Annotated in this window: 12 protein-coding genes; 9 read left to right on the top strand and 3 right to left on the bottom strand. The window is 40.6% G+C overall.

All coding sequences use genetic code 11. The annotated features are described in order from the left end of the window. Nucleotides 1-33 precede the first annotated feature (33 nt). The 3 genes from PLZ15_03625 to PLZ15_03615 form a co-directional block, all read right to left on the bottom strand. Nucleotides 34-813: an MBL fold metallo-hydrolase gene (locus PLZ15_03625; GenBank protein HOI28826.1), complete on the bottom strand. Its 780-nt coding sequence runs from the start codon at nucleotides 811-813 to the stop codon at nucleotides 34-36. Between the two features lie 87 nt (nucleotides 814-900). Then, nucleotides 901-1368 (bottom strand): nuclear transport factor 2 family protein, encoded by a 468-nt coding sequence (locus PLZ15_03620; GenBank protein ID HOI28825.1) that lies wholly within the window; start codon nucleotides 1366-1368, stop codon nucleotides 901-903. Further along, complete coding sequence (locus tag PLZ15_03615; protein ID HOI28824.1) at nucleotides 1365-2387, bottom strand: hypothetical protein; 1023 nt, start codon at nucleotides 2385-2387, stop codon at nucleotides 1365-1367. The genes PLZ15_03620 and PLZ15_03615 overlap by 4 nt, the downstream gene beginning before the upstream one ends. A gap of 240 nt (nucleotides 2388-2627) precedes the next feature. Here PLZ15_03615 and PLZ15_03610 point away from each other — a divergent pair, with 240 nt between their 5' ends. From PLZ15_03610 to PLZ15_03570, 9 genes are all read left to right on the top strand, one after another. Continuing rightward, the gene (locus PLZ15_03610; protein ID HOI28823.1) at nucleotides 2628-3575 is read left to right on the top strand and encodes a DUF5107 domain-containing protein; all 948 of its coding nucleotides are present in this window, start codon (nucleotides 2628-2630) and stop codon (nucleotides 3573-3575) included. Nucleotides 3576-3712: 137 nt separating this feature from the next. Beyond that, complete coding sequence (locus PLZ15_03605; GenBank protein HOI28822.1) at nucleotides 3713-3919, top strand: hypothetical protein; 207 nt, start codon at nucleotides 3713-3715, stop codon at nucleotides 3917-3919. 18 nt (nucleotides 3920-3937) lie between these two features. Beyond that, on the top strand, nucleotides 3938-5599 hold the full coding sequence (locus tag PLZ15_03600) for a sodium:solute symporter family protein (protein ID HOI28821.1): 1662 nt from the start codon (nucleotides 3938-3940) through the stop codon (nucleotides 5597-5599). A 134-nt stretch (nucleotides 5600-5733) separates the two neighbouring features. Further along, nucleotides 5734-5934, top strand: a complete 201-nt coding sequence (locus PLZ15_03595) for a hypothetical protein (GenBank protein HOI28820.1) — start codon at nucleotides 5734-5736, stop codon at nucleotides 5932-5934. Between the two features lie 78 nt (nucleotides 5935-6012). After that, on the top strand, nucleotides 6013-7434 hold the full coding sequence (locus PLZ15_03590) for an FAD binding domain-containing protein (protein ID HOI28819.1): 1422 nt from the start codon (nucleotides 6013-6015) through the stop codon (nucleotides 7432-7434). Then, nucleotides 7431-9689, top strand: coding sequence for a molybdopterin-dependent oxidoreductase (locus tag PLZ15_03585; GenBank protein ID HOI28818.1), 2259 nt, complete (start codon nucleotides 7431-7433; stop codon nucleotides 9687-9689). Before PLZ15_03590 ends, PLZ15_03585 begins: the two co-directional genes overlap by 4 nt. A 71-nt stretch (nucleotides 9690-9760) precedes the next feature. Further along, a complete protein-coding gene (locus PLZ15_03580; protein HOI28817.1) occupies nucleotides 9761-11224 on the top strand; it encodes a pyridoxal-phosphate dependent enzyme in 1464 nt (487 codons plus the stop codon). A gap of 73 nt (nucleotides 11225-11297) precedes the next feature. Beyond that, a complete protein-coding gene (pyrC, locus tag PLZ15_03575; protein ID HOI28816.1) occupies nucleotides 11298-12734 on the top strand; it encodes a dihydroorotase in 1437 nt (478 codons plus the stop codon). 2 nt (nucleotides 12735-12736) lie between these two features. Then, on the top strand, nucleotides 12737-14074 hold the full coding sequence (locus tag PLZ15_03570) for an amidohydrolase family protein (GenBank protein HOI28815.1): 1338 nt from the start codon (nucleotides 12737-12739) through the stop codon (nucleotides 14072-14074). Nucleotides 14075-14076: the final 2 nt, after the last annotated feature.

The raw sequence follows: 14076 nt of genomic DNA, 5'->3' as shown, positions 1-14076 counted from the left end.
TGTACTCATTGCCATGGGGCAGTTATATAATATTTATAGTTCTATTTTTTTCCCTGTTCCCAGTTCAATAAAATTGCTGCCGAATGCTTCCCTAAACATCTGGATCTGTGTCTCGCCAGTACAATGTGTAGCTCCGCATTTTTTTACTCCAAGCTTATTAAACTGTTCGATGATTTCCTTAATCGCAGATGAAGAGTACTGGCCGAGATGAAATCCGCCGATTACCATATAAATTTCTTTATCCAGAATCACCTTGGCTTTATTAATAATACTTACAATCCCCGGATGCGAACAACCGGTAATTATTATAAGTCCCTTTTCGGTATCGAGTATCATTGATTGTTCCTTAATCTCATCACCCATCTCGCCGGTTAAATAGATCCCTTTGCATAATTCAAGTGAAGATTTAACACGAATTAACTCGCCGCTTTTTTCTTTTACCCGATTTTCAAATTCCGTTGAGAAAGAGGCCGGCACATAAACTTTAAGGTTTTCTTTAACATTCAGAATATAATTTAATGCAGCAGTATGATCGCCGTGCTCGTGGGAGAAGACAACACAATTAATATCACTTATATCAACATCCAGTGCAGTTACGTTAGAGGCAAAAACAATTTCATCTCCCCCTGCATCAAAAAGAACTTTATTGCCTTTGAAATCAACAATGCAGGAAAATCCCCAGCCGCTTTTGGAATCAGGATTGGAAACGTAGTTGTCGAATAATATTGTGACGCTGTTCGGATTGCTCTGAGCTTTTAATATAATCGAAAGTATTAAAGGTGTCAGAAATGCCAGCACTAAAACTGTTCTCATAAAATTTACTCCTACAAATCATTAAACTCTTTGAAACTAATATAACTTATTAGAAATTCAAACGAGTGTCAGTATACATAAAGATATTTACTTAGAATAAGAAAAGTGCATCTGGGATATCAACCATTCGTTATTTCTTTTTTCCAGTACACCCGTCCATCGTACATTTATCCAGTTTGCCGGTTTCCCGTCCCACTGCCCGTAATCATCAAGCAGGCAGGAAAACCAGGCCACAGTTCGGCTTTCGGAGATATTGACACGTAAATTTTTTATTGTAAAATCAATCGACTTGAATCGAGGGTTCATAAAAAAATTATCGACCAGCTTTTCAAAATTACTGTAACCTGAAATGGTGCCTGCTGAATCCGGATTAAAAATAAAAAATGTTGTATCCGGAACAATCGATTTAAGTACCACATCTTTTTTCTTGTCGGGGATAGCCCATCCTATGTGTTTATAAATTGCATCAATCACCTCTTTTTCTAGCTGTTCATGTTTCTCAATGTTCTGGCATGAGCAGAGAAGCATAATTGTAAGTACTAAAAATATTTTCATTTCCAGCCGTCCGGTTTTAATTTGTTAATAAATTCGCTGCTGATCCAGAAAATATCGGAGTTCCCATTCCGCGGACTGTTGTGGATTCTTTTCATTTCATCATATGTAAGAATAGCCCTTCCCGATTCCAATTCACTGTTTAATCTCACTGACATAAAGAAGAAATACTTTCCATCGGGCGATACGTATGGACTCCATTCCTGGCTTTGCTGAGTGTTTATCTTGTCCCCAAGGTTTACGGGTTCGCTCCAATTATCATCCGGAGTCCGGTATACTATATAATAATCTGTGCCGCCTCTGCTGTCGGCCCTTCCAAAAACCGGCACGATTATATAACTCTCATCCGGAGATATAAAGGCGTTGTACTGCGATTGCCCGCAGTTTATTTTTTCGTTAAGTCTTTCAGGCTCCGTGTATTTGCCATTAACCAGCTTTGAGCGATAGATAAAATTCCTGCGGGTTTGTTTTTCATCTCTTGTAAAGTACAATGTGCCGTCTTTAGTGATAGAGGGAAAAAATTCTCCGGCTTCAGTATTAACCGGAGGCCCCAGGTTGTATGGTTCGCCCCAATGATTTCCAATTCGCTCCGCCACCCAGATATCCTGATCGTTTGCAGATTCTCCTTTAGCTAAGTCGGGTCGGTTAGAAAGAAAAAACAATTTATTACCGTCGGGTGATAATGCAGGCTCAAGATTAATATATCTTGGATCCGAGGCAAATGGCAAAGGCTCAGGCACTGTCCATTTGTCGTTAATTAGTTTTGTTACAAAGATTGCGCTGTAATTGTAATTCCCGGCAGCTGAACAGAAATAAATTTCTTTTCCGTCCGGGGAAATGGCAATATCTCTATTATGCATTCCGTCGGATACAATTCCGGATGCGAAGATTTCCGGATTTTCGCCGGGTGGAGTCTGACCTAAATATTTACCCTTAAGCTGAAGGAATTTCGTTTGACCGGGTTGTGCTATTAGAAAGTGAAATGTAATTATAAATAAAAATATCGGAAATAATAATCTCATAGTTCCGCCCCCGATTTTTAGCCGGTGTTACATTACATATATTTGCACCTTAAGTAAAGGTAAATTTAATGGGTGCCAGGATCTCTTCATCTCTACAAGAATTAGTTTAACGGAATTCTTAATATTTTTACAATTGTTGGCTTTGTTTATTAAAGCACAGATGTTATTTTGAATAAAAAAATCAGGATAATTTCACATAATATTATATCGGTATTTTGAATACTTTGATTGGAGAAACCCATGATTGAATCAGCAGGATTTGAACAGATATCAGTTGAAAACGATTTTATTAAAGTGATTATTCTTCCGCAGATCGGCGGGAAGATGATTGGCTTGATCAATAAAAAAACGGGCACTAACTTTTTATTGGAATCTCAGAATAGAGATAAAAAATATGAACCGGCTTTTCACGGCGCACCTTTTCAGAATTATGATACAAGCGGATTTGATGAATGCTTCCCCACAGTTGAAGCATCTTTCTTGACTACTGAGGAAGGAAAGAAAATATCATTTCCGGATCATGGAGAACTCTGGTCGAAACCCTGGTCTTTCAAAAAGACTGATGATTCAACACTTGTCGGCTTTGTTAAGGGCACAAATCTGAATTATACATTCAATAAGAAAATTTATCTTGACGGGAACCGGGTAATTATTGATTACAAAGTTGAGAACAACGATGCGAGTCCTCTTCCTTATATCTGGGCGGCTCACCCTCTATTTAATATTGAGCCCGGAGATGAAATATATCTGACTGATGAAATCCAAAATGTGTATTTATATTGGTCCAATGATTCAAAACTTGGATCAAGAGGTGATCAGCTTGAGTGGCCTTTTATAAACTCTGTCAGCGACTTTTCGGTTATTCCGGAGAAGAGTTTCGGAAAGGCGGTAAAACTATTCTCGGGAAAACTCACAATGTCCGCCTGGACTGCTCTTCATAAAAAAAATAAAAAGGAATCGTTGCTTATCAGTTTCGATACATCGGAAAATCCTTATCTGGGAATCTGGCTCTGCTACGGCGGCTGGCCCGAAGAAATTTCCGAAAAACAACTTACAGTTGCACTTGAGCCGACCAACTGCGGATCCGACTCACTGTCTGCGGCGGCAGGAAAAAACTCGTGCGGAATTATTGAACCGGATTCGGCAAATTACTGGCGGATCGAATTTGCCGTTGTTAATGAATTATGATTCCTAAAACTTTTCGGTAATTAATCAAGAAAAAAAATATTTTTTATTTTGATTTACTTATTAGGAAAAGAAATATTGATTTTATAACTTGCCCGTGTCCTAAGAAGTGATTTAAAATTTTAATCCCAAAGAAACTCATGTTAAGAATAACTCTTGAATCACCAAATCAAATCAAAGAAATCGCACCTCAGCCAAAAGAAGATCTAACATTCGAAGTGAAGGTTGTAACAGAAGGACTTTTTCCGGAAGTACGCCTCAGCTTTGTGTCCGATCAGCCGAGAAAAAGATTTAAGAATTCACCTTCCGACATACCCGGCGGACATAAAGAAAATCTATTCCGATAATTTTTTAAGGAACATTCCATGCAAGCAATCGGACTGACTTTCGTTGATTGGATAATAATTCTGATCTACTTTGCATTCGTTTTAGGTATTGGATGGTATCTCCGGAAATTCACAAAAAGCGAAGAAGATTTTTTCCTTGCAGGCAGGAAAAATTCTTCCTGGGTTGCCGGTCTGGCTTTTCTCTCTGCAAACCTCGGCGCACTTGAACTTCTCGGCATGACGGGTAATACTTTTAAATACGGAATGTACGTTGCTCACTTCTACTGGATTGGAGCAATTCCAGCAATGGTATTTCTCGGTATCTATATGATGCCTTTTTATTACAGCAGTAAAATAAAATCAATACCGGGTTACCTGAAACTCCGCTTCGATGAAAAGACCCGTGTTCTTAACGGAATCGCTTTTGCAATTATGACGCTCTTAGTATCCGGCATTAATCTGTATGCGATGGCTCTGGTTCTTCACACATTTCTTGGCTGGAACTGGGATATTAGTATGTGGGTTTCGGCTCTGACTGTTATGGGCTATGTAACGCTGAGCGGTTTGATGTCGGCTATCTTCACTGAAATAATTCAATTCTTTTTGATCTGGTTCGGACTTTTTCTCGTATCGATATTGGGTATAATGGAAATCGGAAGTCTAGACCAGATACTTAACCGTCTTCCAGAATCGATGAACACCCTCTGGTCTACTTCCGGGGATCCGACTCAAAACGGAATGTTTATACACTGGGCGGGAATTGTTCTCGGCCTCGGTTTTGTCTTATCCTTCGGATACTGGACTACGGACTTTCTTGTTGTCCAGCGTGCTTTTTCTGCAAAAGATTTGCGAGCGGCAAGGATGACACCTCTGCTCGCATCATTCTTCAAGATGGCATTGCCGTTTATTGTAATACTTGCCGGACTCATTGCAATTGCTCTTTCGAATGATCCTGACAGCGGATTTAAATTACTGGAGGATGGGGGCCAGGTCAATTATGATTCTGCCCTGCCTCTACTGATTGCACGGTATTATCCGACGGGTCTGGTCGGACTCGGTGTAACTGCTTTGCTAGCCGGATTTATGGCTGGTCAGGCGGGGAATATAAGCGCATTCAACACAGTTTGGACTTATGATATTTATAAATCGGTTCTTAATAAAAACGCATCGGATTCCCATTTACTCTGGATGGGCCGTGCTTCTACCGTAGTAGGTGTTATTCTATCTCTTGGAACCGCATACTGGGCAAAAAGTTTTCCGAGCATAATGGATTACATGCAGGCAATTTTTTCATGGGTTAACGCTCCTCTTTTTGCAACGATGCTGCTCGGAATGTTTATCTGGTGGATTACTCCTAACGGCGCATTCTGGGGACTTGTTGCCGGAATGCTCTCATCCTTCTTTATGTGGCTGGGAGTTAAATTTCACTGGTTCAGCGAAAGCATTATTACTATGTCCTCTGTACAGAGTGATATGGCTGCCAATTTCTGGCGGGCTTGGTGGGCATGGCTTATCTGTTTTTTACTTACAATCGGTATAAGCTTCTTTACTAAGAAAAAACCGAAAGAGGAACTTATAGGACTTGTTAAAGGACTTACCGAGGAGAAACACGATGCTCATTTGCCGTTCGTCAAACGTCCTGAGTTTGTTGCGATTGTTTCTGTTGTCGTATTAATTGTATTGAATCTTTTATTCTGGTAAATCTTCTCTTTGTGTCCTGATGACAATCATTAATAAGTCAATCAGGCACCGGGTGGAAAAAATTTTATTAAGTAGGGATACAATACAGTTTTTAGGATTAAATTTTGTGATACTAAAGAGGTTCGGAGTTTAATATGAAACCAATCTGGTATTTTGTTGGATTAATACTCTTGGTAATCGGCGGAATAATATTTCTGACCGGAATATATCAGGTTATAAATCCTCCCGGGGTTAAAACTGTTCTTTCAGATACTCATCCCAATATCTGGTGGGGAATTATAATGATGCTTTTCGGCGGACTTATGTATTTCAAAACTAGAAAACAATCGGTCTGATCTATTCATTCTTTGAAAAAAATAAATTAGTTTTACTTTGGAGTTTGAGCTATTCACACCATAGCCGAATTCCTTTCGATGGAAAGACTAATTACATTTATCTGCAATAGCGAACTCATCTCTACAAAAGTAAATCCTGCGGAAACCGTTCTGGATTTTTTACGGAACAGAAGAAAATTAACGGGTACCAAAGAAGGATGCCGTGAAGGCGACTGCGGTGCCTGTACGATTATACTCGGATCGCTTCAAAAAGGTAAAGTTAATTACAAGACGGTAAATTCATGTCTGCTTCCATTAGCCGATCTTCAGGGTAAACATCTGGTATCAATTGAGGGATTGAATGTTGATGGATTAAATTATATTCAGGAGCAGATGATTGATGAAGGCGGCACCCAGTGCGGATTCTGCACACCGGGATTTATTATCTCTCTCACCAACTATTTTATTAATAATACAGAATACTCAGCCGAAGAAGCTGCATCTTCTCTAGACGGAAATATTTGCCGGTGCACTGGTTATGCAGGTATTATACGTGCAGCGGTTAACACTGTGAACTTGCTGCGTGTTATGAAAATCTCCAAATCCGGCACGATACCTTATCTAATCGAGCGGAAAATACTTCCCGGATATTTCCTGGAAATTCCCAAAAGGCTGAGAGCTCTCAATAAAGAAATAAAAGGAAAAAAACCGGCATCCTATTCGGGTGTTGTTGCAGGCGGGACCGATCTTTTTGTCCAGAACTGGGAAGCTCTGCTTGAGAAGGAAAATAATTTTATTTCGGAGAATCCGGATCTGAAGTTTATTAACAGAAAGAGAAACCGGATCCATATCGGCGGCGCAGTAACAGTATCTGAAATCTGTTCTTCAAAGGAAATCAATAAATATTACCCTCAGTTAAGAAACTCTCTTAAATATTTCGGTTCCATGCCTATACGCAATAGGGCGACAGTTGCGGGTAATATTGTAAACGCTTCGCCAATTGCCGACCTTGTAAATATTTTTATTGCTCTGGATGCAGTAATCCATCTTGCCTCGAAAAGAGGAATCAGGCCCGTCCCTATTAAGAATTTCTATAAAGCTTACAAAACTCTAGATAAAAAACGGGATGAAATAGTTAAGGAAATTTCTTTACCGGTGCCGACAAAAAATCTATTATTCAATTTTGAAAAAGTCTCACGCCGCGCGCATCTTGATATAGCAAGCGTCAATTCATCTATAGCCTTGAAGTATGAGAAGGGAAAAATAAAGGATGTTTCAATTTCTGCCGGAGGTGTTGCACCGGTTCCGCTTTTTCTTAAATCGACATCGGAATTTTTAACAGGTAAAGAAATCAATAATTCTATTTTGATCGAAACCCTTAAAATAGCAGGATCTGAAGTTTCCCCAATAACCGATGCACGCGGATCCAAAGAATATAAATCTCTTCTTCTCTGTCAATTGATAAAATCCCACTTTTTAAAATTTTTCCCCGATTTGATTAACGAAGAGGTTTTAAGATGAGAAGCTACGATTCCATACAGCATGTAAAGGGGGAGTCGAAATTTGTTGACGACCTTATTCAGCCCGATGGAACTCTCTTTGGAGCGGTTTATTATTCACCGATTGCCCGGGGAAAAATTCTGAAAACAGACTTTAAAGAGACTCTTAAAATTCCCGGTGTCTATTCTGTTATTACTGCATCCGATATACCGGGCGAGAACCAGATTGGCGGTGTAATTCTTGACGAGGAGTTATTCTCAAGCGGCCACCTGCATTTCGTCGGACAACCGATTGCTCTTATTCTAGCCGGGGATAGAGTTTCCGCTAACAAAGGAGTTAAAGCTGTAAAGGCGGAGTATGAGAAACTTAAACCGGTACTTAATCCCCGCGAAGCTTTTGCGAAGGGCGATTTGATAGTACCACCCAGAATTTTTTCTCTGGGAGATATTGATTCTGCCTGGGGTAAATGCGATTATATTATAGATGGCCTGGTGGAATCCGGAAGTCAGGAGCATTTATACCTGGAAACACAGGGTGCGCTTGCAATTCCGGCTGAGGGTGGCGGGATTAAGATAATTTCATCCACTCAGGGTCCAACGGCAGTTCAAAAAATTGCTTCGAGAGTTCTTAATCTTCCGATGAATAAAATTGAAGTAGATGTTCCCCGACTTGGTGGCGGCTTCGGCGGCAAAGAGGATCAGGCAACGGCATGGGCAGTGATGGCTGCGCTTTCAGCTCTTAAAACCGGCCGGCCGGTTAAAATTATTTTACCGCGTCAGGAGGATATGAGGATGACAGGAAAACGCCATCCGTATTCCTCCGATTTCAAAATTGGTTTGAATAAGGATGGAAAGATACTTGCTTACCAGGCATGGTATTATCAGAATGCAGGAGCTTCGGCAGATCTCTCCACCGCAATTCTTGAGAGAACACTGTTCCATTCAACAAACAGCTATTATATCCCTAATGTAAAAGCTACTGCATACTGCTGCAGGACAAATCTTCCACCGTTTACGGCATTCCGAGGATTCGGCGGCCCCCAGGCGATGTTTGTTATTGAATCGGCGATTCATAAAGCCGCTGAAGTAATGGGAGTTGATCCTTCATTCATTCAAAGGAATAATCTGCTTAAAGAGGGAAATGAATTTCCATACGGACAACGTACAGAAAACTGCAGAGCGGAAATCTGCTTCGAGGAAACCGTAAAAAAATTCAACTATGAAAGTGAAAAGAAGCGAATTGAAAAATTCAACGCAGGTAACAGTCTTTTCAAAAAAGGTATTGCATTGATGCCGGTCTGCTTCGGTATTTCATTTACGACTACATTTCTTAATCAGGCCAGCGCACTTGTTCATGTCTATACTGATGGCAGCATAAGAATCAGTACAGCAGCGGTTGAAATGGGGCAGGGAGTTAATACGAAGTTGACAGCTGTCGCTTCCCGTATATTTTCAATTAATCCCGATAGAATAAAAATTGATACTACAAACACTTCGCGAGTGGCAAATACATCTCCGACAGCTGCAAGTAAAGGAGCCGATCTCAATGGTTATGCGACGATTAATGCGTGCAGCCTAATTTTAGAACGGCTAAAAAAAGTTGCTAAAGAAAAATTGCGCACGGGAAAATCTTCGGTTGTTGAAATCAAAGATGAATTCGTTTATGTGAATAGTGAAAAGACCGATTTAGATTGGGTTAAATTAATCAACATGGCATATGTCGAACGCATCAGCCTTACTGCGCAGGCACATCACGCAACGCCCAACATTTATTTCGACAGAGAAAAAATGAAAGGAGACGCTTTTGCCTACCACGTATTTGGCACCGCACTTGTTGAAGCAACTGTTGATTGCCTGAGAGGAACATATGTGATCGACTCGGTTAAAGTTGTACACGACTTCGGAAAAAGCCTGCATCCGGTTACAGACAGGGGACAGGCAGAAGGAGCAATTGTCCAGGGATTAGGATGGATGACCCTGGAGGAATTGATTTATAATGAGGAAGGAAAGCTCCTTACCGATGCTCTGTCAACTTATAAAATCCCGGATATTAATTTTGCCCCTAAACTACTGGAAGTCCATTTTCTAGAAGATGTACCAAATCCGTACGGGCCGTTTCAATCGAAAGCCGTGGGAGAACCACCATTTATGTACGGTATAGGCGCCTACTTCGCAATCGCAAATGCCATGAAAGCTTTCCTGCCTGGTAAATCTGTCTGTTATAACGCTCCTGTTACCAATGAAAAAGTTTTGATGTGGCTCCATTCAAACGACTGATTATCTGTTAGAAGTTTCAACTCATTTTTGTTTTCGGTAAATTTGTTCTGCATCTATTGTCTGGAGTTTGAATGAAAGTATGGAAGTGGGAAGTTGAAAACAGAGATTATCTTCAAAAAGCAATTAACCGCTGCAGAGAGAAAAAAATAATTCTCCCTACCTTTGAACAACTGAAAAAACCTGAAATAATTCCCGGAAAAATCAAAAATGAATTAAAGAAGATCGGATTGCAGGAAACAAATCCTCTTAATCTATTCAGGATTAACTGGTGTAATCAACCTGATAGCGGAGAGTTCGGGGGAATTAATTATCTCGAAATTCCGCCTGAAATATCCGGCGTTAAAGCAAGAATTGTCGGACTGGTAGGAAGATATTTTCCGACCGGGGCTCACAAAGTTGGTGCAACCTACGGTTGTCTCGCTCCTTACCTTGTAACCGGCAGATTCAATCCGGAGTATCATAAAGCAGTTTGGCCTTCAACCGGGAATTACTGCCGCGGCGGAGCTTTCAACTCCGTTCTTCTCGCGGTTCATGCAGTCGCTATTCTACCAGAGGAAATGAGCCGTGAAAGATTCGTCTGGCTTAAGGAAATGGGAGCCGAAATTTATGCGACACATGGATGCGAAAGCAACGTTAAAGAAATTTATGATAAATGCCATGAACTAGAAGCTCAAAGCGATGAGTACCTTATCTTTAATCAGTTCGATCAGTTCGGCAATTCAATCTGGCATTACGAAATAACAGGCTACACAATTGAAAAATTATTCGATCAGCTTCGGAATGAGAAAAGCAGACTGAGCGGATATGTAAGCGCTACAGGATCCGCGGGCACCATCGGAGCGGGCGACTACCTTAGAACAAAATTCCCCCACATTAAAATCGTTGCGTCGGAAGCATTGCAATGCCCCACTCTTTTATGCAACGGTTTCGGCGGCCACAGAATAGAAGGTATCGGAGATAAACACATTCCATGGATTCATAATGTTAAAAACACCGATTGTGTTGCGGCTATTGATGATGAACAGACATTAAAGATTCTCCGGCTTTTCAATGAACCCGCCGGGAAAGACTGGCTGAAAAAACAGGGAATTGATGAACAGTGTATTGGTAAATTGAATGAACTTGGAATATCCTCAATTTGTAATCTTCTTTCTGCAATTAAGCTAGCGAAGTTTTACGAGATGAATGAGAACGATGTTGTCTTTACGATTTTTACGGATTCAGTCGATCTGTATAATTCACGACTTAAAGAAATGAATGATGCCTGGGGTGAATATTCCGAATTAAATGCTGAGATAGATTGGAGTTCTATTATCAGGTATCAGAGTATAGATTACTTTAAAGAGCTCGGTTATAATGATAAAAAGGCAATTCACAATCTCAAGTATTTCACGTGGGTTGAACAGCAGGGCAAGGATGTAGAGGAGCTTAATGCGCAGTGGTATAATGAAAACTACTGGCAGGAACGGTTCTCGGTTGTTCCTGTATGGAATAAATTAATTGAAGAATTCAATCAACAAGTCGGATTAATATAGAAATCTGCTTTTATGAGGAATAACAAATCGCAGTTTTTCTTCATAAAAAATTTTTTCTATTTCATTCTTAATTATGGATGAAAAACCGAACATACTAAAAAATCTCCTTCTGCCGGCCGCAGGCAACAAACTCCGGCTTTGTGACCTTACCTTCGATTCAAAAATTATTGAAATTAAGCAGAGAGCAGAACAGTTGTTCGACTGGGATGATCTGAAGGACAGAACGAATCGGGATAATATACTTAAGACTTATTGTGATGACGGAGAATCTCCGGAATGTTTTCTTGCCATTCCCGGCGGTATTGATCCGCATGTACACTTCGATACCCCCGGATTCGAGTTCCGTGAGGATTTTGAACACGGTTCTAAAGCAGCAGCATCTGGCGGAGTTACAACCGTAATTGATATGCCGTGCACATCTGTTCCGCCGGTAACAACCGCAGAAAATTTCCGTATGAAACTTAATGCTCTTGAAGGCCGGAGTATGATCGATTATGCTTTCTGGGGCGGTGTCTCGGGTAAGAATTTTAAGGAAGCGGATGTTGAGGAGAATATTCTGCAGCTTACAAAGTGTGGCGTTGCCGGATTTAAAGTATATTTTATTTCCGGGATGGAGTCGTTTACTGATCTTACACCGCGGCAGATGGAATTTGCAGGACGCGTAATTGAGAAAACCGGCAGACCGATGGCTGTCCATGCTGAAGATAAAGAACTGGTAACGATTCGCGAACAAAAATACAAAAATGCCAACCGTATCGATTGGAAAGCGTATTGCGACAGCAGGGATCCAAGAGCTGAAGCTGTAGCAATTGATAAGCTCATATCAGTCGCACAGAAAGTAAATTGCAGAATCCATGTTGTTCACCTGAGTTCTAAACTCGGTCTCGATCAGATAAAAAAAGCCCGGTCAACTAAACTTCATTTTACAGCGGAAACCTGTCCCCACTATCTCCATTTTACTCAGAAGGATTTTGAAAACGATTCGATCAGAAATTTTCTCAAAACCGCTCCTCCCGTCAAATGCGAAAAAGATCTCGATGCCTTATGGGAGGGATTGAATGACGGTTCAATTCAATTTGTTACTACCGACCATGCCGGCTGCAATCCTGTCGATGAAAAATCCTCATCAGACTTCTGGGAAGTCTATGGAGGAATTCCCGGTGTTGAACACCGCGTTCCGTTTCTTTTAAGCGAGGGGTTTATGAAAGGAAGACTGACTCTCGAAAAAACAGTTCAGCTCCTTTCTGAAAACGCCGCTTCTCATTTCAATCTTGAAAATAAAGGAAATCTTAAACCCGGGTTCGATGCCGATATCTGTCTTATCGATCTCTGGCAGTCCGGCAAGATCGAAGCGGCAAACATGAATAGTAAAGGGAAGTACACACCGTTCGAAGCATTAATTCTGAATGCTAAAGTTATCCGGACGTATCTGCGCGGCAGAAAAATCTATGATTTGAATAATCCAGTATCGGATCTTTTCGGTTACGGTAAATTTATCTCAGTGAGTTAGCCATGGCCGGGAAAAAATCATTTAAAATTATTAACGCATGGATTGCTTCGATAAAGAATGACAAAATTATTCCTCTCTTTGGCGATCTGGAAATTGAACACGGAAGAATAACCGGAATATTTAAGAGGAATCATAATAATTTTTTAGATAGTAAATCCAAGCTCGGAAACTCGGTTTATAATGCCGGCGGAAGACTAATCACCATTCCGCTGATAAACTTTCACGATCATTTTTATTCGCGTCTTGCAAAGGGGCTTCCTATCGTCAAACCGCTGAACAATTTTCAGAATGTTCTTAAGAATCTCTGGTGGGATCTCGATAAAAAGCTTACTCTCGATATGGTTGAAGCTTCGGCCAGAATGTCTGTAATAGAATCGATAAAAAACGGGGTTACATACATTTTCGATCATCATTCATCTCCAAGTTCAACTGACGGAAGCCTGGGAAAGATCGCAGAAATCCTGATCGAAAATAATATCCGCGGAGCTCTCTGTTTTGAAACCACTGACCGAAACGGAGCACTTTCCGCAAAATCGGGACTCGATGAGAATATAAATTTTCTGAAGAAATATTCGAGCGCTAATTTAAAATCGCTCCTCGGACTGCATGCATCATTCACATTATCGGACGACACTTTATCAGAAGCGGCTGAACTTGTTAAGGAATATGAAACCGGCATCCACATTCATCTTTGTGAGGATAAAAGCGATAGAATTTTAAGCCGTCGTTATACCAGCCGCCTTCCTGTAAACCGGCTTGTGAGATATAATTTGTTGAACAGTAAAAGCATTCTTGGCCACGGCGTCCATTTGAATCAGAAAGAATATTATCAGATAGCAGAATACGGAAGCGCTCTTGTCTATAATCCCGATTCGAACATGAATAATGCTGTCGGTCTGCCCGAGTACTCAAGGATTCCCACCCTCATCCCTGTCCTTATTGGAACTGACGGAATGCATGCCAATATTGCTAAATCGATGAAACAGTATTTTCTTCTGATGCGATATCAGAACACACCAGCGGGCGATTCATTCAGGCTTTTTATCAAATCATATTTTGATCAGATCGGTTTTGTTAAAAAATATTTCGAGGATTTCTCTATAATTGCCGAAGGAGACAGAGCCGACTTTATTGTGTGGGATTATATCCCGCCGACTCCGATTTCGGAAGAAAATTACTGGGGTCATTTCATTTACGGTGCGCTCGAGAGCAATATCAGAACTGTTATCCAGGAAGGAAACTTTTTAATGAAAGATTATCACCTTGTTAATATTGACGAATCCGAATCTTTCAAAGAAATATTTAAACATGGTAAAAAATTATTTTCGTTATATAAATAAAG

Source organism: Melioribacteraceae bacterium (genome assembly GCA_035362835.1).
Classification (GTDB): domain Bacteria; phylum Bacteroidota; class Ignavibacteria; order Ignavibacteriales; family Melioribacteraceae; genus DSXH01.
Note: the sequence above shows the minus strand (reverse complement) of the source record. Positions and strands in the feature narration are given on the sequence as shown.